21 protein-coding genes are annotated in these 18,587 nt (G+C 70.6%); 13 read left to right on the forward strand and 8 right to left on the reverse strand.

What is annotated here, in order from left to right; genetic code table 11:
- The first annotated feature begins 173 nt into the window (after nt 1–173).
- The 3 genes from phoU to CP976_RS20210 all read left to right on the forward strand — a co-directional run bounded on the left by phoU (nt 174) and on the right by CP976_RS20210 (nt 1,543).
- Nucleotides 174–875 (forward strand): phosphate signaling complex protein PhoU, encoded by a 702-nt coding sequence (gene phoU / locus CP976_RS20205; RefSeq protein WP_086845439.1) that lies wholly within the window; start codon nt 174–176, stop codon nt 873–875.
- 132 nt (nt 876–1,007) lie between these two features.
- The gene (locus CP976_RS42960) at nt 1,008–1,163 is read left to right on the forward strand and encodes a hypothetical protein (RefSeq protein WP_167407414.1); all 156 of its coding nucleotides are present in this window, start codon (nt 1,008–1,010) and stop codon (nt 1,161–1,163) included.
- A gap of 128 nt (nt 1,164–1,291) precedes the next feature.
- Nucleotides 1,292–1,543 carry an SCO4226 family nickel-binding protein gene (locus CP976_RS20210; protein ID WP_150481653.1) on the forward strand — a complete coding sequence of 84 codons (252 nt, stop codon included), beginning with the start codon at nt 1,292–1,294 and terminating at the stop codon, nt 1,541–1,543.
- A 36-nt stretch (nt 1,544–1,579) separates the two neighbouring features.
- On the opposite strand, the gene CP976_RS20215 is transcribed toward CP976_RS20210, so the two are convergent.
- Nucleotides 1,580–2,656: a serine hydrolase domain-containing protein gene (locus CP976_RS20215; RefSeq protein ID WP_229875726.1), complete on the reverse strand. Its 1,077-nt coding sequence runs from the start codon at nt 2,654–2,656 to the stop codon at nt 1,580–1,582.
- 168 nt (nt 2,657–2,824) lie between these two features.
- Nucleotides 2,825–4,192: an MDR family MFS transporter gene (locus CP976_RS20220; protein WP_229875782.1), complete on the reverse strand. Its 1,368-nt coding sequence runs from the start codon at nt 4,190–4,192 to the stop codon at nt 2,825–2,827.
- A 213-nt stretch (nt 4,193–4,405) separates the two neighbouring features.
- Between CP976_RS20220 and CP976_RS20225 the strand changes: the two genes are divergently transcribed.
- Nucleotides 4,406–5,167 (forward strand): phosphoglyceromutase, encoded by a 762-nt coding sequence (locus CP976_RS20225; protein ID WP_150481655.1) that lies wholly within the window; start codon nt 4,406–4,408, stop codon nt 5,165–5,167.
- A 111-nt stretch (nt 5,168–5,278) separates the two neighbouring features.
- Here CP976_RS20225 and CP976_RS20230 read toward each other — a convergent pair whose 3' ends face one another.
- Nucleotides 5,279–5,545, reverse strand: coding sequence for a ribosomal protein L7/L12 (locus CP976_RS20230; RefSeq protein ID WP_150481656.1), 267 nt, complete (start codon nt 5,543–5,545; stop codon nt 5,279–5,281).
- A 185-nt stretch (nt 5,546–5,730) separates the two neighbouring features.
- A complete protein-coding gene (locus tag CP976_RS20235) occupies nt 5,731–6,264 on the reverse strand; it encodes a hypothetical protein (RefSeq protein WP_150481657.1) in 534 nt (177 codons plus the stop codon).
- Nucleotides 6,265–6,811: 547 nt separating this feature from the next.
- Between CP976_RS20235 and CP976_RS20240 the strand changes: the two genes are divergently transcribed.
- From CP976_RS20240 to CP976_RS20250, 3 genes are all read left to right on the forward strand, one after another.
- Complete coding sequence (locus CP976_RS20240; protein WP_150481658.1) at nt 6,812–7,417, forward strand: hypothetical protein; 606 nt, start codon at nt 6,812–6,814, stop codon at nt 7,415–7,417.
- 104 nt (nt 7,418–7,521) lie between these two features.
- Nucleotides 7,522–8,136 carry a DinB family protein gene (locus CP976_RS20245; protein WP_150481659.1) on the forward strand — a complete coding sequence of 205 codons (615 nt, stop codon included), beginning with the start codon at nt 7,522–7,524 and terminating at the stop codon, nt 8,134–8,136.
- A gap of 141 nt (nt 8,137–8,277) precedes the next feature.
- Nucleotides 8,278–8,718: a nuclear transport factor 2 family protein gene (locus CP976_RS20250; protein ID WP_150481660.1), complete on the forward strand. Its 441-nt coding sequence runs from the start codon at nt 8,278–8,280 to the stop codon at nt 8,716–8,718.
- A gap of 13 nt (nt 8,719–8,731) precedes the next feature.
- On the opposite strand, the gene CP976_RS20255 is transcribed toward CP976_RS20250, so the two are convergent.
- Nucleotides 8,732–9,436, reverse strand: a complete 705-nt coding sequence (locus CP976_RS20255; protein ID WP_150481661.1) for a YqeB family protein — start codon at nt 9,434–9,436, stop codon at nt 8,732–8,734.
- 169 nt (nt 9,437–9,605) lie between these two features.
- Nucleotides 9,606–10,049 carry a DUF2000 domain-containing protein gene (locus tag CP976_RS20260; RefSeq protein ID WP_150481662.1) on the reverse strand — a complete coding sequence of 148 codons (444 nt, stop codon included), beginning with the start codon at nt 10,047–10,049 and terminating at the stop codon, nt 9,606–9,608.
- A gap of 49 nt (nt 10,050–10,098) precedes the next feature.
- Between CP976_RS20260 and CP976_RS20265 the strand changes: the two genes are divergently transcribed.
- Entirely contained in the window at nt 10,099–10,893 is a 795-nt protein-coding gene (locus CP976_RS20265; protein ID WP_150481663.1) for a helix-turn-helix transcriptional regulator, read from the forward strand.
- A gap of 13 nt (nt 10,894–10,906) precedes the next feature.
- On the opposite strand, the gene CP976_RS20270 is transcribed toward CP976_RS20265, so the two are convergent.
- Nucleotides 10,907–11,416, reverse strand: coding sequence for a type III secretion system chaperone family protein (locus CP976_RS20270; protein ID WP_059419662.1), 510 nt, complete (start codon nt 11,414–11,416; stop codon nt 10,907–10,909).
- Nucleotides 11,409–12,746, reverse strand: a complete 1,338-nt coding sequence (gene mshA, locus CP976_RS20275) for a D-inositol-3-phosphate glycosyltransferase (protein ID WP_190146919.1) — start codon at nt 12,744–12,746, stop codon at nt 11,409–11,411. The genes CP976_RS20270 and mshA overlap by 8 nt, the downstream gene beginning before the upstream one ends.
- 313 nt (nt 12,747–13,059) lie before the next feature.
- Between mshA and CP976_RS20280 the strand changes: the two genes are divergently transcribed.
- The 5 genes from CP976_RS20280 to CP976_RS20300 all read left to right on the forward strand — a co-directional run bounded on the left by CP976_RS20280 (nt 13,060) and on the right by CP976_RS20300 (nt 18,553).
- A complete protein-coding gene (locus CP976_RS20280) occupies nt 13,060–13,932 on the forward strand; it encodes a calcium-binding protein (protein WP_150481665.1) in 873 nt (290 codons plus the stop codon).
- An 81-nt stretch (nt 13,933–14,013) separates the two neighbouring features.
- Complete coding sequence (locus CP976_RS20285) at nt 14,014–14,688, forward strand: dihydrofolate reductase family protein (RefSeq protein WP_150481666.1); 675 nt, start codon at nt 14,014–14,016, stop codon at nt 14,686–14,688.
- Between the two features lie 10 nt (nt 14,689–14,698).
- Nucleotides 14,699–15,517 carry a class I SAM-dependent methyltransferase gene (locus CP976_RS20290; RefSeq protein WP_150481667.1) on the forward strand — a complete coding sequence of 273 codons (819 nt, stop codon included), beginning with the start codon at nt 14,699–14,701 and terminating at the stop codon, nt 15,515–15,517.
- A 214-nt stretch (nt 15,518–15,731) separates the two neighbouring features.
- Nucleotides 15,732–16,826, forward strand: coding sequence for a C40 family peptidase (locus CP976_RS20295; protein WP_150481668.1), 1,095 nt, complete (start codon nt 15,732–15,734; stop codon nt 16,824–16,826).
- Nucleotides 16,827–17,203: 377 nt separating this feature from the next.
- Entirely contained in the window at nt 17,204–18,553 is a 1,350-nt protein-coding gene (locus CP976_RS20300; RefSeq protein ID WP_150481669.1) for a PP2C family protein-serine/threonine phosphatase, read from the forward strand.
- Nucleotides 18,554–18,587: the final 34 nt, after the last annotated feature.

Here is an 18,587-nt window from a genome sequence, read left to right on the forward strand (position 1 = left end):
AGTTCACCTTGGAGCCAGTATTGGTTCATTTGGGATGACGGAAACGGACGCGTACGGGCCGGAACGTGGGAGCGTGGGGTTCGGACCGTTGGTCATACGACGGTCGTACCGCCGGTTGTTCGGTGGGCCCCGGCCCATGAACCCCCGACACAGACGCACGAGAGGGAAGCCTGATGCGGGACGCGTACCACGAGGAACTGGACTCGATCGGCGACGGTCTGGTGGAGATGGCCCGGCTGGTCGGCTCGGCGATCGGGCGCGCCACCACCGCCATGCTCGACTCCGACCTGAAGCTGGCCGAGAACGTCATCGAGGCCGACCAGAAGGTCGACGAGCTCCAGCACGACCTGGAGGCCCGCGCCATCGCCCTGCTGGCGCGGCAGCAGCCGGTGGCGACGGACCTGCGCATCGTCGTCACGTCGCTGCGCATGTCGGCCGACCTGGAGCGCTCGGGCGACCTCGCCCAGCACGTGGCGAAGCTCGCGCGCCTGCGCTACCCGGACCGCGCGGTCCCGAGCGACCTGCACGCCACCATCCTGGAGATGGGCCAGCTCGCCCAGCGCCTGATGGCCAAGGCCGCCGAGGTGATCATCACCAAGGACGTCGACCTGGCGCTCCAGCTGGAGCAGGACGACGACGAGATGGACCTGCTGCACCGCACCCTCTTCCGGCACCTGATGGACGACCGCTGGAAGCACGGCATCGAGACGGCCGTGGACGTGACGCTGCTCGGCCGCTACTACGAGCGGTTCGCCGACCACGCGGTCTCGGTCGCCAAGCGGGTGGTGTACCTGGTGACGGGTGAGCACGCCGACGAGCTCCAGGCGGACTCGCAGCCGGAGATCCAGGCGGTGGCGGGGTCGGAGAGCGCCTGACGCCCGGTCCTGCTCCGGCGTGAGAGGGCCGGGCGGGATCGGCCGGGGCGCGCGGGCGCCTCTGTGCGCCGTTGATGCGCCCAGCGGAACGGGCGTCCAATGGGCACAGGCACCAGCCTTGAGGAGGGACCCATGGCCGAATCCCCCAGCACCACGCCCGACCCCACGCAGGAGCGCGAGACCGAGCAGCCCGTGGAGATCAGGAGCCTGCCCCTGGTCGCCGCGTGCGGCTGCGGCTCGGGCTGCGGCTGCGGGTGCCAGTCGGGCAGCCCCTGCCAGTGCGGCTGACGCCGGCACGTTCGTACGACCCGCAGGGCCCTGGTGGTTTCGCCACCGGGGCCCTGCGGCGTTGTGGTCGCCTCCGTGCGCGTACGGGCGGACGATGGGAGTACGCACTGGTAAGGAGGTACGACGTCATGGCCAAGTTCATGGATGTCCACCACAGCATGAAGGGCATCACGGAAGAGCAGCTGCGCGAGGCGCACAACGCTGACCTCGCCATCGAGAAGGACGAGAGCGTCCACTTCGAGGCGGCCTGGGCGGACCCGGAGTCGGGTGTCGTCTACTGCCTCTCCGAGGCCCCGTCGGCCGAGGCGGTCCAGCGCATCCACGAACGCGCGGGGCACAAGGCCGACGAGGTCCATCCGGTGCCGTTGACCGTCACGTGAAGTGAGCGGTGCGGTCGGTCGGCCGTTCAGCCGGCTTCAGGGAGCGCTCCGGCAGAACTCGGATGCGACAGCGGCGTCCTCCAGTCGCTGCTCGCCCCAGTCGCCGTTGCGGTTCATGGTCATGACCTGCCGGCCGTCCGCCGAGGCGAGGGTGCGGGTCGCGGAGCCGGGGATCATGCCGCCGTGCCCCCAGGCCCGGCAGCCCTCCGCGAGCTTGAAGTGCCGTAGGCCGAGGCCGTAGACGTCCTGCGGGCCGCCATGGCCCTTGTCCCCGTCGACGGGGACGGCGTCGAGCAGTTGCCGCTGCTGTGCGGGCGGCAGCAGGTCACCGGCCAGCAGGCTGGACAGGAAGGTGTTCACGTCACCCACGGTCGAGATCATCTGCCCTGCGGAGAAGGCGACCGTGGGACTGAACTCGGTGACGTCGCGCACCTTTGCCTGCGGCCCGTCCTCGAAGAGCGTCGAGTAGTGCCGCGCGTGGGGTGAGGGCAGTCCGGGCGCGGTGCCCGGCACGCTCGTGCCGCGCAGACGGAGTGGCCGTATGACGAGGCGCTCGACCGCGTGCGCGTAACTGCCGCCCGTGGCCTTCTCTACGACCATGCCGGCGAGGACATAGTTGGTGTCCGAGTAGTCCCACCTGCCCGGTCGGCCGGGCCTGCTGCCCTGCTCCGGCTGGAAGTTCGGCGGGTGGGCGAGCGCGATGTCCACCAGTTCCCGGGGGGACCACCTGGCGTACCGGTTCCGGTCGAACTCGTCGCCCGCGTACCTGGCCCGGAAGCCGGCGTCCATGTTGTAGTCGAAGATCCCGCTCGTGTGGTTGAGCAGGTGCCGCACGGTGATGTGCCCGGGCCGGTACCCGTTGCCGCGCACCACTCCCGGCAGCCATTTGGCCACGCTGTCGTCCAGCGACAGCTTCCCTTCGGCTTCGAGCTTGAGCAGCACGGTGGCGGTGAAGGTCTTGGTCACGCTGGCGACGCGGAACCTCTCGTGGGTACTCCGCTTCCGCTCCGAACCGAGCTTTTGGACACCGGCCCGGCCGTTCCACACTCCGTGCCGGTCGCGGACCTGGGCGATGACGCCGGGGGTGCCCCGCACGACGATCTCGTTCAGCACGGCCTGGGTCGTGGCATGGGCGGCGGCCTGGCCCTCCGGCCGTAATCGCGGTGCCGCCGCCGCCTTCTCCTCCCATGGGAACAGCTCATCAAGCGCCGTATCGCCACACCATCGGGAACGTCCCGGGCACGGATCAGGGAGCGGAGGCGGAACGCTCCGGGACCTGCCCTAGGGCCCCGGCAGCGGGCCCAGCCCAGCGGGCTCAACGGGCTCACTGGGCTCGGAGGACTCAGCGGATTCAGTCGGCTCAGTCGGCTCAGCGGACTCCCTGGGCTCAGCCGGCTCCTCCTCCGGCACCCGCCGCATCAACGCCCCGTACCCCAGCCCAGCCACCGTCCCGACCACCGCGCACAGCCCCCACAGCCACTCCGCCCCGAACCGGTCGATGACGAAGCCGGACATCAGCGGGGCGACCAGGCCGGCGACGGACCAGGACATGGTGTACATCCCCTGGTAGCGCCCGCGTCCGTGGAGCGGGGACAGCCGCACGACGAGACCCGTCTGCGTCGGCGTGTTGACGATCTCGGCCAGCGTCCACACGCACACCGTGAGGGCGATGACGCCGACCGACCCCGCGAAGGCGGTGAGTCCGAAGCCGTAGCCCGCGAGGAGCGAGGAGATGACGAGCAGCCGGCGGGAGTCGCGGTGCTCGATGAACCGTGTGACCGGGATCTGGAGCACGACGATCAGGACGCCGTTCACAGCGATCGCCATGCCGTACTCGGCCGGGGTGAATCCGGCCTCGCCCATCGCCACCGGCAGCCCGATCGCCCCCTGCTGGAAGATCAGCGCGACGAGGAAGGACAGCCCGACGACGCTCATGAAGCGCCCGTCGCGCAGTACGGTCCCCAGGCTGACGGAGCTGTCGGAGGCCGCGGCCGTCTTCTCGGATGCGGCGCCCGTCGTCTCAGAGGCGGCGGCCGTCTTCACCGTCTCGGCGGGCCTGGACTCCGGCAGCCGCAGGAAGACGAGGATCGCGCAGACCATCGTCATCCCCGCCTCGATCAGGAACCCGGCGAGATAGCTGACCTCGGCGATGAACCCGGCCGCCATGGAGGACACGGCGAAGCCGAGGTTGATGGCCCAGTAGTTGAGGGAGAAGGCGCGGATACGGTCCTCGGGCCGGACGATGTCGGCCATCATCGCCTGCACGGCGGGCCGGGACGCGTTGCTGGCCATGCCGACGAGGAACGCGACGCCGGCGATCGCGACCGGGTGGTGCATGAACCCGAGGAGCGCGACGGACACGGCGGTCGAGGCCTGCGCGATCAGCAGCGTCGGCCGCCGCCCCAGCCGGTCGGTCATCACGCCACCGCCCAGTGAGGAGATCACGCCGCCGAGCCCGTGCAGGGCGGCGACCAGGCCGGCGTACGTGGCGGAGTAGCCCCGGTCGAGTGTCAGGTACAGCGCCATGAAGGTGGCGACGAAGGCACCGAGCCGGTTGACGAGGGTGCTGGTCCACAGCCACCAGAACTCGCGGGGCAGTCCGGAGACGGTCTCCTGGACGGCATGTCTGGCACGCAGGGCGTACGGCATGGACGGCATGGGCTCCCCCGGGCGCAAGACTGTAAGGGTGTGAGGACGACGCGACGCGTAAGTGGCACAACGCGACGCTGTAAGTGGCACAACCAGCAGGCACAAATTACAAAGCCGCGGTTGACGGAGGCCACTCAATTAACAGAACCCGTCAAACGTCCGCCTGCCGGGCAGCCACGCGAACGGGCGAATGCGTGGATTACGCTCTGGGGCATGGCCGACGCACCGTACAAGCTGATCCTCCTCCGCCACGGCGAGAGCGAGTGGAACGAGAAGAACCTGTTCACCGGCTGGGTGGACGTCAACCTCACCGCGAAGGGCGAGAAGGAGGCGACGCGCGGCGGCGAGCTGCTGAAGGACGCCGGCCTGCTCCCCGACGTCGTGCACACGTCCCTCCAGAAGCGCGCCATCCGCACCGCGCAGCTCGCCCTGGAGTCCGCCGACCGCCTCTGGATCCCGGTCCACCGCAGCTGGCGCCTGAACGAGCGCCACTACGGCGCCCTCCAGGGCAAGGACAAGGCCCAGACGCTCGCCGAATTCGGCGAGGAGCAGTTCATGCTGTGGCGCCGCTCCTACGACACCCCGCCGCCGGCGCTGGACCGTGACGCCGAGTACTCCCAGTTCTCCGACCCGCGCTACGCGACCCTCCCGCCGGAGCTGCGCCCGCAGACGGAGTGCCTCAAGGACGTCGTCGTCCGCATGCTCCCGTACTGGTTCGACGCGATCGTCCCCGACCTGCTCACCGGCCGCACGGTCCTGGTCGCCGCCCACGGCAACAGCCTGCGCGCCCTGGTCAAGCACCTGGACGGCATCTCCGACGCGGACATCGCGGGCCTCAACATCCCGACGGGCATCCCGCTGTCCTACGAACTCGACTCCGACTTCAAGCCGGTGAACCCGGGCGGGACGTACCTGGACCCCGACGCGGCTGCGGCGGCTATCGAGGCGGTCAAGAACCAGGGGAAGAAGAAGTAGACAGAGCTGAAGAGGCCTCCTGCCTGCGGGTTCTCCGTGGGTAGGGGGCTTTTCGATGTGCGCCGACCGGCCCTGGGCCATCAGCCGGTTGACCGGACCGTGCTCAGTGCTTCAGGAGTCCGACTCCGGCCGTTCTCTTGTCTCTGCCCGGGCTCCCGCATCACGGAGGGCCGAGACGGCTGCCGCCGCGTCTTCCTCGGGCACGCAGGCGAGAACGACGGCGGGAACCTGCGTCGCCAGACCTTGGCTGCGCCAGAGGCTCAGCCCCGTCAGCCGGCGCACGACCTGGACCACGTCCATCACGCGGACACCAGGGTCAGTGAGCAAGACGTCATGGGGCACGTCGTCGCACACCAGCGAGAAGTACTCGTCCGCCATTGCCCTCCCCGCCCTCTCCGGTTCGGAGCGTACGAGCCCTCGGCCGTCATGGCGCACGATTTGGGTGCGTCGAAGACAGCAGCCACGGCTTTGCGGGGCCGCTCCGGCGAGTCGCGTCCCAACTTCGTGCTCACCGTCGTTCGCATTGCAGCGCGCCCACGTCTGTCACTCGGTCAGGCTGGGCTTCAGAGCCGCCCCGTCTGCCAGATCGGGTCGTCGGGTGCGGGGCGTCCGTCCAGGCGCTGAAGGGTTTCTCCGGTGAGCGAGAGATGCCGACGTGCGACGGCTATGAAGTGCCCTTGTGCTGCGACGACTCTCCCTCTGAGCTCCATCCAGTTCTCCTCTGGAGTCAGACCCCGCCGGACTGCGATGTGAAAGCGCCAGATCTGCTCGTCAATGGCGTGCGCGGCTGCTGCAATGTCCTTGCTGGCAACGAGATTGATGCTGCCGAGGGCCTCACCCCAGGGGCGCCAGTCGACTGTCGTGGGGATCAGCACGCCTTGAGGGATGTCGTCAGGGCGGTCACGGTCCATGTCGCTGAGGTCTACGAGCACTGAAGATGATTCCCGTAACACGCGAACGCACGCTGCCGCCTGCTGCTCCCTGATCCAGTGACGGTCTTGAGCTCTTCTACTGACCACGCTCCCGACGAACACGCCAATCAGTGTGGTCAGCACTGCCCCGACTGGGGCCGCCAGTGAGGCCAGCAATGACGTCATATCAGTCATTCTGGCGACGACTCGGTGGCTTGAGTAGCGGCTTAGGCGATTGAGGAGAGCGACCTGAAACGAGAGCATGGCCTAGGGCGGCAGCCGCACCACAGATGTCAGCTCGGCCCGGCACTACTCCGCCAGACCCCACATGAGCGTCTAACTGCGTGACATCGGGCTTCGACTACGCGCAAGATGTTGCACTCCAGCGCGCAGAACTGATGGTAGGTCGAGTCCAGGCAAGATCGCAGCTCGGTCCCGGCACGGCGCTGGGCGCGTTCGACTCCTCTCCGTCGTCGACCGAACGCCTCCCCGAACCGGAAAGGCTGGGCCGTGTCTGGGTGTGCGGGGCGTGCCCAGCGGGGCCGTCCGAGGCCGCTCGATGGTGGCCAACGACGACCACTCGGCCGCCCGTGAGCACTGGCCTGACCAGCAAAAGCCCAGCTCCCCAAGATCCCCGACAACACCCAGGGCTACCCAACCAGCGCCCTGGCCAGGGCTGTCGGCAGCAGATACGTAAGAGCCCACAACTCACCGGCCTGGCAGACTGCGGCCCATGAAGCAGTCAGGTCGTCTGCCTTTGACCCCGCGTGCTCTGCCCCCGCTCCGCGGCGACGAGTCGATCGTCGGTGTTCCGGACGCGACCGTGGTCGACTTCTGGCGGTTCGCCATGCCGGACCTCCGTATGAACAACACACGCGGCCTGTTCGCCGAGTTTCTGGTTCACCAGGCGGTCGGCTCCCACAAGCCCCGTGTGGAATGGGCAAGCCACGATGTCGAGACCGACGACGGGCTGCGCATCGAAGTCAAGGCAGGCGCATACCTGCAAGCCTGGGATCAACGAGCACCATCCCCAATCCGCTTCAGTGGGTTGCGCGCTCGCACGTGGTCACCTGATGGCGGTTACTCGGAGGCGAAGTCGTACAACGCCGACGTCTACGTTTTCGCGGTCCAGACCGCCCGTGACCACGCTGTCTACAACCCGCTCGACACCGCGCAGTGGGAGTTCTACGTACTCCCCCACCCAGCGCTCGCCACCCAGGGCACGGACAGTGTCAGCCTGGGCGCGGTTCGCGCGGCGGCCGGTCCACCTGTGCGCTATCCCGCCCTCGGTGACTGCATCCGGTCGGCCGATCCCCGCCCCGGCACCACCAACGACTGACGCGCGAAGTCCGGGTAGACGACGTCGTCGATCTCGTCGTAGAGCGACCTCGGGCGTTCGATATTCAGTGGCGGAACCCTTCCCCCACCGTCCACCATCCCCCCATGGCCCCGGATGAGCGCACCAGTGAACCAGCCGTGACTCGTTGGACGACGGCGACCGTCTATCCCGACATGTGGGTGGACCCGGACGACGACCCGCGCGAGACCGGGGTGATCGAAGTCGTCGATGAGCGCAGCGCGTTGCTGGAGAGTCTCCGTCACTATCGCCTCACGCTGGAGATGAAGTGCGCGGGGCTGGACGCGGAGCAGATGGCACGGCGGTCGGCGGCGCCGTCCACGATGTCGTTGCTCGGGCTCGTGCGGCATCTGACCGAGGACGAGCGGCACTTCCGGCGGGTGATGGCCGGGGAGGACGCGCCGAAGCTGTACCGCACCGAGGAGGACCGGGACGGTGACTTCAACGGTGCGGTAGCGGACCCGGCGGTCGTGGAGGCGGCGTGGCGGCAGTGGCGGACCGAGGTGGAACTCACCGACCGGTATCTGGCCGGTGTCACCGACCTCTCCACCCTGAACGCCGGGTACTCCGACTACGGGGCCGAGCCCGGCGGGCAGCTCCAGCTTCGTGACGTCCTGGTGGCACATGTCGGGGAGTACGCGCGCCACTGCGGGCACGCCGATCTCCTGCGCGAGCTGATCGACGGCCGGGTCGGGCAATGACGACGACGCCGTGGAAGTGGCCCGGCTGTCGGCCCTTACCCCTCGGGTAATCGACCGGGCTCGGCCGTCCCCGGCAGGATCGGACGCGTTCCCACGGAGCCCGTCCGGGATCCGGACGGCCGCAGTCGCGAGGAGAGTGCCATGTCCGTCGAGTCCAGCCCGCTGACCACGACTTCCGTTGCCCAGTCCCCCCGGGCCGTCGTGCAGGAGTTCCTCGCCGCGCGGCTCGCCGGGGACACCGAGCGGCTCGTCGAGCTGTTCGCCGACGAGGTGGACTGGGTGCTCGCCGACAATCCAGGTGTCCCCTGGATCCGGCCTCGGTCCACCGCCGCCGAATGCGCCGCGCAGTTCGACGAGTTGATGGAGCACACCGTGCCCGAGGACGCCCGCGCCTCCCTCGACGCGTTTCTCGTCGACGGCGCCGACGCCGTGCTCATGGGGCACCTGTCGGGGAGCGTACGGGCGACGGGGAAGTCCTTCGAGGGGCCGTTCGCGCTGCGCCTCACCGTCGAGGACGGCCGGATCACCCGGCATCACCTCTACGAGAACAGCTTGTCGATCGCCGAGGCCTGTACTCCGTGAGTGCTGCGGCCGCTCAGTTCTGGCGGGCCGGCCGCCAGTACTGACGCTTCTCCTCGTCCCGTACGACCACGCCGAGCCGCAGCAGCTCGCGGCGCAGCTCACGGGCGTCCTTGGCGTCGTCGTCGCTCTTCAGGGCCTTCGCGCGGGCCCGCAGAAGGGCGTCCGCGCCCTCCGGGAGGCCCGGGGTGCCGGGGACCCAGCGGCGGAACTCGGCACGGTACGGGTCCTCCTCCGCCCAGCGGTAGCCGTGCTCGGCGAGGGTGTCGGCCAGACGCTGCCAGGGCAGGCCGGAGTGCTCCCGGGCCAGTTCCATGCCGTCCGGGGCCAGCACCACGAGTTGCTTGCCGTCCCTGCACAGCACCGCGATCTCCTCGCGGGTGAACTCCTGTGTGCTGTCCCTGATGGTCAGCGCCAGGTGGGTGTCGGAGACGCGGACCGACAGCGACTCGTGCACGGCGAAGAGGCCCAGCAGCAGACCGCCGAGTGCGCCCACCGCGACCGTGCCGAGGGTGAGGGCGGGTTCCGGGACCGTGGTCAGCAGTTCGGCCGGGCCTTCCAGCGGTGCCCACGGCAGCTTCAGCAGCAAGCGGGCGAGGAACGGGAGCACGGCACCGATGCCGGCGCCGCAGGCCACGCAGAAGAGGATGATCACCCAGGCCGACTCGGCCAGTTCCGTGTCCTTGCCCGCGCCCGCCTGCGGCACCCGCTTCTTCCCCATCTGAACGTTCCTCGCGTCCTCCATGAGGCGAGTCTCGTCGGGCGGGGCATGCGCTGTCGTCAGCCGTTGGTCTACGCGTCCGCGACTTTGGTCGTTGGGCAGGACCGCGTCCCCCCTCACGGTCACCTCCAGCGTCATGACCAGGTCCGCCTCACGGCGGCATCCCGCCTCACGGGTGCATCCGCGCCCCCTTCACCACCTTGTCCACCGCGTTCTTCGGGCCGTAGACCGCGAGGCCGACCAGGTCGAGGTCCGCCGTCGGCACCGACCGTACGGCCGCGCGGTTGTCGCGGTCGTTGCCCGTGGTGAAGAGGTCCGAGGTGAAGATCGCACGGGGCAGGGAGCGGGAGAGGGTGCGGGTGTGGGCGGTGGTCAGGGTTTCCTTGGTGGCCTCGAAGACCATCACCGGCTGGCGGAACATCGGGAGGTAGGGCACGCCGTCCGCGTCCTCGTACGGCTCGCCGATCACCTCGGGGAGCTGCGTTCCCAGACCGCTGACCAGGAACGACGTCACGTTGAGCCGCTGCCAGGTCTCCAGGTCGGCGCGCAGCAGTACGGCGATCTTCGTGTCGAAGCGGATCGGCTCCGGAGCCGGTTCGGTGTGCGTGTTCATGATGCGAGCGTGCCCGGCGGCCCCTGCGAACGTCTTGTACGTTCTTTGCATGGCCTCACAGCCCGCCCGGATCGTCTCCGCCTGGCGGCCCGCCGTGCCCGGTGTCGTCGAGGTCTTCCACGCCCGCTTCACCGAGTACGCGTACCCGATGCACGTCCACGACGCCTGGACGCTGCTGATCGTCGACACCGGTGCCGTGCGGTACGACCTCGACCGGCACGAGCACGGCACCCCGCACGACACCGTGTCGCTGCTGCCGCCGCATGTTCCGCACAACGGCTCCCCCGTCACCCCGGACGGCTTCCGCAAGCGGGTGCTGTATCTCGACGGGACGTATCTCGGGGACGAGTTGATCGGGGCCGCCGTCGACCGGCCCGATCTGCGCGATCCGCTGCTGCGCAAGCGCGTGGGGCAGGTGCACGGCGCGCTGCTGCGGCCCGGTGAGGAACTGGAGGCCGAGAGCAGGCTGATGTTCGTCGGGGAGCGGTTGCGCGGCCACCTGCGGGGCGACGGCGACAAGCCCCGGCCGGCGGATCCCGTCCTCGCGCGGCGGCTGCGGGAGCTGCTGGACGAGCGGGTCGTCGAGGGCATCGGGCTGCGTGAGGCCGCGGCGCTCGTGGGGGCCCATCCCGCCCATCTCGTACGGGCGTTCAGCGCGGCCTACGGCATCGCCCCGCACCAGTACCTGACCTCACTGCGCGTGGGACGCGCCCGGCGGCTGCTCCTCGAAGGGCGCTCACCGGGTGACGTGGCCGCGGCGACCGGGTTCTACGACCAGTCCCACCTCACCCGGCACTTCCGGAAGCTGGTGGGTGTCCCACCGGGGCGTTACCGGGCGGGTTAGCGCTCCGGGCGGGTCAGCGCTCCGGGCGCTGTGTCAGGTGCGCGAACGCGTCCAGGTTGCGTGTCGACTCCCCGCGGGACACGCGCCACTCGTACTCCTTGCGGATCGCCGAGGCGAAGCCGAGTTCCAAGAGGGTGTTGAAGCTGCCGTCGGAGGCCTCCAGGACCTGGCCGAGCAGGCGGTCGATCTCGTCGGCCGTGACGGCGGACAGGGAGAGCCGGCCGGTGACGTAGACGTCGCCGTGCTGGTCGACGGCGTAACTCACGCCGTAGAGCTTGAGGTTGCGTTCCAGGAGCCAGCGGTGGACGCCCTGCTCGTTCTCGTCGGGGTGGCGGATGACGAAGGCGTTGAGCGAGAGGGAGTGGCGGCCGACGATCAGGGAGACCGTCGTCTTGAGCTTGCGGGTACCGGGGAGCTGCGCCACGTAGGTGCCGGGTTCCGGGCTCTCCCACTCCAGGTCGGCGTCCTTCAGCACTCCCTCGATGACCTGTGCCGCACGCTGTTCCAGATCGGTTTCACCCATGCTGCGAGCGTACGCGACGGCGGTGTGCCTGCATCGCGGCCGTGTAGACGTCCGCGGTGGTGGCGGCCGCCGTGTCCCAGCCGAAGGACTGGGCGTGGCGGGCGGCCTGCCCGCCCAGCCGGGGCGACAGCCGCGGGTCGTCGGCGAAGTCGCGCAGCACGCGCGCGTAGTCGGCGGGATTGTGGCCGCGTACCAGGAAGCCGGTGTGGCCGTCGCGCACGGCGACCGGCAGGCCGCCGACCGCTGCCGCCAGCACCGGCGTGCCCGCCGCCTGCGCCTCTATGGCCACCAGGCCGAACGACTCGCTGTAGGAGGGCATGACCAGGACGGAAGCGGCGCGGAACCAGTCCGCGAGCTGGTCCTGGCCGACCGGCGGGTGGAACCGTACGACGTCCGCGATACCGAGGCGTGCGGCCAGCTTCTGGAGGCCCTCGGGCTTGGCCAGGCCGCTGCCGCTGGGGCCGCCTACGACGGGGACGAGGATGCGCGAACGCAGCTCGGGGCGCTCGTCGAGGAGGACGGCGACAGCGCGCAGCAGCACGTCGGGGGCCTTCAGCGGCTGGATGCGGCCCGCGAAGAGCGGGATCAGCGCGTCCTGGGGCAGACCGAGACGGGCCCGGGCGGCGGCGCGGCCGTCGGCGGGCGAGAAGCGGCTGAGGTTCACGCCCGGGTGGACCACGGCGACCTTGTCGGTGTCGGCCGCGTAGTGCCGTACGAGTTCGTCGGCCTCTTCGGTGGTGTTGGCGATGAGGCGGTCGGCGGCGCCGACGATCTGGGTCTCGCCGATGACGCGGGCGGCCGGTTCCGGGGTGTCGCCGTCGGCCAGGTTGGCGTTCTTGACCTTGGCCATGGTGTGCATGGCGTGCACCAGGGGGACGCCCCAGCGCTGGGCGGCCAGCCAGCCGACGTGGCCGGAGAGCCAGTAGTGGGAGTGGACCAGGTCGTAGTAGCCGGGGCGGTGGCCGGCCCAGGCCTGCATCACGCCGTGCGTGAAGGCACAGAGCTGGGCGGGGAGGTCCTCCTTGTTGAGGCCCTCGTAGGGGCCGGCGTCGACGTGCCGGACGAGGACGCCGGGGGCCAGCTCGACGGTCGGCGGGAGGGCGGCCGAGGTCGCGCGCGTGAAGATCTCGACCTCGATGTTGATCGCGGCGAGGCGCTGCGCGAGCTCCACGATGTAGACGTTCATGCCGCCGGCGTCGCCGGTGCCCGGCTGGTGGAGCGGGGAGGTGTGCACGGAGAGCATGGCGATCCGGCGGGGCCGGCGGTGCAGCCGGAGGCGCGCGGGCGCGGACGCGGAGCGCCGCCCGAGCCTGCCGATGTACTGGCTCACGTGGCGTTCCTCCTCGCTCCGGGCATGCCTTTGCAGGGCGCACGTGCCCTCCAGGGGTGGAACACCGGAGGGGATGACTCCATTTCCCGATTCGCGAGTTTTACCGAATCATTACCGCTTCTCGCTCAACCGTTCGAGGGCAGTGAGCGTGCGGGACGCGAACCGGCCAGGTGAACGGGACCGTAATTCGAAGGTCACTGGCACTGGCCCCGCGGTGAAAGGCAAACGCACCCCGGCGCCTGGGGCAACCGGGCTCCTGCCCCGCCGGTCCCACCACGCGGAAGGATCCCCACCGCCTCATGGAGGTCATGCAATGCGCTCTCCGCGCCTCAGCCGCCGAGTGTCCCGCGCCTTATCGGTTCTCACGCCGGTTCTCGCCACAGGGCTGGCCGTCCCGGTCGCCCTGACGGGAACGGCCCATGCCGCGGAGCCGACAGCCACCGCCGCGGTGAACGAGTACGGCTGGCACCTCACCTACACGGCCGCCCCCGGGCAGGCCAACAAGGTGACCGTCACCCAGTCCTTCACCGCCGACCGTTCCCAGTTCACCTATGTGATCGACGACGTCGTCCCGATCGACGCCGGGAACCGCTGCGGCCACCCCGACAGCTCGGACCGCACCCGGATCTCCTGCACGGTCGAGGCCCCGGAGAGCCAGTCCCCGCTCGACTCCATGGAGATGGACCTCGCCGACGGCGACGACACCGCCTCCTTCGACAACGCCACCGACCAGATCTACTACTTCAACACGATCGAGCTGGGCGACGGCGCCGACCGCTGGACCGGCGCCACCGGCAGGCGGGTCGACGGCAGCTCCGTGCGGGGCGGCGCGGGTGACGACGTCATCACGGCGGGCGCGATGGGGTACGCCGGGGGCGGTGACGGCGACGACACACTCCACGCGGGTGCCGGCGCGGGCGGCGAGATCGTGGACGGCGGCGCGGGCGACGACCTCCTGCGCGGCGGCGCGGGCGACCAGATCCTGCGCGCCGACGACGGCGACGACACGGTCTTCGGTGGGGACGGCGACGATGAGCTCCACGGCGGCAGGGGCAACGACATCCTGCACGGAAACGGCGGCGCCGACCGCATGTGGGGGAACAGCGGCGACGACGAGCTGTACGGCGGGCCCGGCACGGACACGCTCTCCGGCGGCCCGGGCAGGAACATCGTCCGTCAGGACTGACGGCTCCCCCGGCCGGGGTCGAGGCCGATGAGTTTCCGCGTCCCGGGGCGTCTGATCCACTGAGGAGAGGAGAGGGTCACGATGAAACTCGTAGTGCAGGAGTTCCTGTCGCTCGACGGTGTCTCCCAGGGGCCGGGCGCCCCGGAGGAGGACACCAGCGACGGTTTCGAGCGGGGCGGCTGGTTCGTGCCGCATCTGGACGAGGAGTTCGAGCGGCTGGCCGGCGGCTGGCTCGGTGAGGCGGACGCCTTGCTGTTCGGGCGGCGTACGTACCAGAACTTCGCCCGGGACTGGCCGGCGATGACCGACCATCCCCTCGCCGGGATCATGAACGGCCTGCCGAAGTACGTCGCCTCCCGGAGCCTGACCACGGCCGGCTGGGACCCGACCACGATCCTGTCCGGCGACGTCCCCGCCCAGGTGGCGGAGCTGAAGCGGCAGCCGGGCCGGGAGCTCCAGATCCACGGCAGCGCCCGGCTCGCCCAGTCCCTGCTGGCCGCCGGGCTGATCGACACGCTGCGGCTCGTGATCGCCCCGGTCGTGGTCGGCCAGGGCCGCCGCCTCTTCCCGGACGGCGGCGCACCGGCCGGGCTGCGGCTGGCCGAGCACCGGACGACGCCGGGGGGCCTGTCGGTGCATGTGTTCGAGACGGCGGGGGCTCCGGGGTTCGGGACGTACGGGGGCGGGGGTGAGGGTGGCGCCGGGAGTCAGGGGCTGGTCAACACCGAGGGCCGTACGACCCCACGAGCCGCTTAACCTCGTACGCATGACTTCCCGCGCAGCCACCCGCCCCTTGGGAACAGTGACGCGCGGGACGACCAACCCCAACCGCCTGCGCCGCATGGACCGCTGGATCGCGGCCACGCACGGCGCCGAGCTGCGCCGTGCCGCCGACCCGGTGGCGGTCGACCTCGGGTACGGTGCCGCCCCCTGGACGGCCGTCGAGCTGCTGCACCGCCTCCGTACGGTCGCGCCACGCGCGCGCGTGGTGGGCGTCGAGATCGAGCCGGCCCGGGTCGCGGCGGCGCTGCCGTACGAGCGGGCGGGCCTCGTCTTCCGGCACGGCGGTTTCGAGATCCCGATCCCGCAGCGGCCCCTGCTGGTCCGCGCGGCGAACGTGCTGCGGCAGTACGACGAGGGGGAGGTGGCCGCCGTCTGGCACCGGCTGTGCGGACGGCTCGCGCCCGCCGATCCGGCGACCGGTGCGCGCGGCGGACTGCTGGTCGAGGGCACCTGCGACGAGATCGGACGCCGGCACGTCTGGGTCGCGCTCGGGCCGGAGGGACCGCGCACGGTCACCTTCGCGACCCGGCTCGGCTCCCTGGAGCGCCCCTCGGACCTGGCGGAACGCCTGCCGAAGGCGCTCATCCACCGCAACGTCCCGGGCGAGCCGGTGCACGCCTTCCTGCGCGACTTCGACCGCGCCTGGGCCGCCGCCGCGCCCTACGCCTCCTACGGCGCCCGCCAGCGCTGGATGCGGGCGGTACGGGACCTGACCGCCGACTGGCCGGTGGCGGACGGGCCGGTGCGGTGGCGGCAGGGTGAAGTGACGGTGCGGTGGGAGGCGTTGGCGCCGCGGGGCTGACCTCCCGGGCCGCGCGGTGGAAGCTCCTCGGCGCTTCCCGCGGGGAACGATCTCTTTGAGTCGTTCGTCACACAGGCGGGGAGATCGTCATGCCGGAGGCATATCGGGGAGGGGAGTGCGGGAAGAACTACCCCTGTCGCTTCGCGCGCCGACATGGCAGCATCCCCAGGCGAGCCGGACGTTACTGACGGTTAATCAGTTTGGGGGCTGAGGTATGGGTACGGGCAAGCGTGGCCTGATCGCGACGGCCGTGGCCGTGGTCTGCGCGGTCACCGTGCTGGCGGCACCGGGCACGGCGTTCGCGAGCCCAAGTCCCACCCCCACCCCGAGCGCGGGCCCGACGCTCGCGCCCGGCAAGGACCTCGAGGCCGTACGCAAGAAGCTCGACAAGCTCTACCGCGCCGCGGCCCGTGCCACCGACGAGTACAACGCCGCCGAGGAGAAGGCGGACAAGCAGTCCGCCGAGATCGTCAAGCTGGCCAAGAAGATCGTCAAGGGCAAGGAGAAGCTGGCGAAGCTGAAGGACCGCGCGGGCGCTTCGGCCGCCGCCCAGTACCGCGGCGGTGGACTGCCGCCCGAGGCCCATCTGATGCTCAGCGACGATCCGCAGGAGTTCCTCGACGGGGCGGGCCGGGTGCGCCAGGGCCAGCACGCGACCAAGGGCCTGATCGGCGAACTGGCCCGCACCCAGGAGGACTTGGAGCAGTACGCCAAGGACGCCTCCGCCCAGTGGAAGAAACTGGAGGCAGGCCGGAAGGCCAAGGCCACCGCGCAGAAGAAGATCGAGCAGCAGATCGCGCAGGCGGAGAAGCTCGAGTCCGAGCTCCAGAAGGAGGAGCAGGAGCGCCTCGCGGAGCTGGAGAAGGAGGCGGCGGGCAAGGCGCAGACCGCCTGGCTCGACTCCGGCATCCTCGACGAGATCAGCGGAAAGGCCTCCGAGCAGGGCAAGAAGGCCGTCGCGTACGCCACGGCCCAGATCGGCAAGCCGTACCAGTGGGGCGCCGAGGGCCCGAAGACCTACGACTGCTCCGGACTGACCTCACAGGCCTGGATGTCCGCCGGTCAGGGCATTCCCCGCACCTCGCAGGAGCAGTGGAAGCGGCTGCGGCACATCGACATCGAGGACATGCGGCCCGGCGACCTCATCATCTACTTCGACGACGCCAGCCATGTCGCGATGTACGTCGGCGACGGGGCGATCGTGCACGCGCCGCGGCCGGGGCGGACGGTGACCCTCGCGGGGGCGGGGACGATGCCCATCCTCGGGGTGGTACGGCCGGACACCGACGCCGAGGCCGACACGGACTGAGCCGACGCCCAGGCCGACACGGACCGAGCGGGGCCGACACCGACTGAACGGACGCCGACGCCGACCGGGCAAGCGCCGACCGGGCACCGAATATCGGACAACAGGCCGCGGCACCCCTGCCGGTGACCTGGGACACGTGACCCAGCCCACCCCGAAACCGCCACCCGACCACGTGCTGACGTGACGTTCGTCATCCCCACAGCATCCCGGCGGTGTCCAACTGGGGTGCATATCGCGGCATATGACACTGGCCGATGGCGCAGCGGCGTGGCTCACACCATTCCAATGCGGCGCCGACACCCGCTATGGTCCCCGTCGGTGGGTCGAGGTCCCTCGCCCCCGCCGTGCCCTCGGGGGGAGGGAAGGAACCCAAGACGATGCCCGTACCCATACCGCGGCAGAGAGCGATCCCGGCCGCGGAGAGTGGTCAGGCGCAGGCCGAGTCCCCGTGCGACCGCCCCGCCGAGCAGTCCGTCAAGGACGCCTCGGCGACGGCTCCGCGCACGCCGGACACAGCCGGGAACACCACGGACAAGGTGGAGAACAACACCGCCCACACCAACCTGACCCTGCTGCTGATCGAGGACGATCCGGCCGGTTCGCCGATCGTGCCCGACATGCTCGACCAGGCGGGCAAGCCGATCCGTGTCCGCACGGCCCGCAACCTCACCGAGGCCGGGCGGCTGCTGACCGACGACGTCCACTGCATCCTGCTGGACCTCGCGCTGCCCGCGCCCGGCCGCAGTGACACCGACGACGAGCTCGCCGTGCTCAAGCACGTGCTGGAGCTCGCGCCCCGGCATGCCGTCCTGGCGCTGACCGCCTCGGGCGACGCCGAGCGCGGCGCGGAGGCGGTGCGCGTGGGCGCCCAGGACTACCTCTTCCGCGACGAGCTGGACGGCCGGCTGCTGAGCCGGGCGATCCGCTACGCCGTGGAGCGCAAGCGCTCCGAGTCGGCCGAGCGCCGGCTCGCCGAGGGCCGGCTGCGCGCCCAGGAGAACCGCCGCCTGGAGCGCGGTCTGCTGCCGACCCCGCTGCTGGACGGCTCCCCGCTCCGGTTCGCCGCCCGCTACCGCCCAGGACGCTCGCGCGCCCTGCTCGGCGGCGACTTCTACGACGTCGTGCGCACGCCGGACGGCACCGTGCACGCCATGATCGGTGACGTCTGCGGTCACGGTCCGGACGAGGCCGCCCTCGGCGTGGAGCTGCGGATCGCATGGCGCGCGCTGACGCTGGCGGGCCTGTGCGGTGACCAGTTGCTGGGCACGCTCCAGCAGGTGCTGGAGCACGAACGGGCCGACGACGAGATCTTCGCGACCCTGTGCACGGTGGACATCGCGCCGGACGGCCGCCGCGCCGGCCTGTGCCTGGCGGGTCACCCGTCGCCCCTGCTGGCCAGCCCGGGCAAGCCGGCCCGCCTGCTGCCGTACGACAACAACGGGCCGGCCCTCGGGCTGCTGCCGGGTGCCCGCTGGCCGCGTATGCAGGTGGAGCTGGGTGCCGAGTGGAGCCTGATGCTCTACACCGACGGACTGATCGAGGGCCATGTCGGCGAGGGCCGGGAGCGGCTCGGCCAGGACGGCATGACGGCGATGGTGCGCCGCCAGATCGCCGAGGGGCTGCGGGGCGAGCAGCTTCTGCGGGCAGCGGTGAACGAGGTGCGCGACCTCAACGGTGGCGAGCTGACGGACGACGTGGCGGTACTGCTGCTGGACCGGGTGCCGTAGCCCCGGCTCCACTCGGCTCCAGGGCTGCCGGGGG

Origin of the sequence: Streptomyces coeruleorubidus, assembly GCF_008705135.1 — a bacterium.
Lineage (GTDB): Bacteria > Actinomycetota > Actinomycetes > Streptomycetales > Streptomycetaceae > Streptomyces > Streptomyces coeruleofuscus.

Coding starts and splice junctions, on each gene's coding strand:
- phoU (WP_086845439.1), top strand. CDS start 174: ATGCGGGACGCGTACCACGAGGAACTGGACTCGATCGGCGACGGTCTG.
- CP976_RS42960 (WP_167407414.1), top strand. CDS start 1,008: ATGGCCGAATCCCCCAGCACCACGCCCGACCCCACGCAGGAGCGCGAG.
- CP976_RS20210 (WP_150481653.1), top strand. CDS start 1,292: ATGGCCAAGTTCATGGATGTCCACCACAGCATGAAGGGCATCACGGAA.
- CP976_RS20220 (WP_229875782.1), bottom strand. CDS start 4,192: ATGCCGTACGCCCTGCGTGCCAGACATGCCGTCCAGGAGACCGTCTCC.
- CP976_RS20225 (WP_150481655.1), top strand. CDS start 4,406: ATGGCCGACGCACCGTACAAGCTGATCCTCCTCCGCCACGGCGAGAGC.
- CP976_RS20230 (WP_150481656.1), bottom strand. CDS start 5,545: ATGGCGGACGAGTACTTCTCGCTGGTGTGCGACGACGTGCCCCATGAC.
- CP976_RS20235 (WP_150481657.1), bottom strand. CDS start 6,264: ATGACGTCATTGCTGGCCTCACTGGCGGCCCCAGTCGGGGCAGTGCTG.
- CP976_RS20240 (WP_150481658.1), top strand. CDS start 6,812: ATGAAGCAGTCAGGTCGTCTGCCTTTGACCCCGCGTGCTCTGCCCCCG.
- CP976_RS20245 (WP_150481659.1), top strand. CDS start 7,522: ATGGCCCCGGATGAGCGCACCAGTGAACCAGCCGTGACTCGTTGGACG.
- CP976_RS20250 (WP_150481660.1), top strand. CDS start 8,278: ATGTCCGTCGAGTCCAGCCCGCTGACCACGACTTCCGTTGCCCAGTCC.
- CP976_RS20255 (WP_150481661.1), bottom strand. CDS start 9,436: ATGGGGAAGAAGCGGGTGCCGCAGGCGGGCGCGGGCAAGGACACGGAA.
- CP976_RS20260 (WP_150481662.1), bottom strand. CDS start 10,049: ATGAACACGCACACCGAACCGGCTCCGGAGCCGATCCGCTTCGACACG.
- CP976_RS20265 (WP_150481663.1), top strand. CDS start 10,099: ATGGCCTCACAGCCCGCCCGGATCGTCTCCGCCTGGCGGCCCGCCGTG.
- CP976_RS20270 (WP_059419662.1), bottom strand. CDS start 11,416: ATGGGTGAAACCGATCTGGAACAGCGTGCGGCACAGGTCATCGAGGGA.
- CP976_RS20280 (WP_150481665.1), top strand. CDS start 13,060: ATGCGCTCTCCGCGCCTCAGCCGCCGAGTGTCCCGCGCCTTATCGGTT.
- CP976_RS20285 (WP_150481666.1), top strand. CDS start 14,014: ATGAAACTCGTAGTGCAGGAGTTCCTGTCGCTCGACGGTGTCTCCCAG.
- CP976_RS20290 (WP_150481667.1), top strand. CDS start 14,699: ATGACTTCCCGCGCAGCCACCCGCCCCTTGGGAACAGTGACGCGCGGG.
- CP976_RS20295 (WP_150481668.1), top strand. CDS start 15,732: ATGGGTACGGGCAAGCGTGGCCTGATCGCGACGGCCGTGGCCGTGGTC.
- CP976_RS20300 (WP_150481669.1), top strand. CDS start 17,204: ATGCCCGTACCCATACCGCGGCAGAGAGCGATCCCGGCCGCGGAGAGT.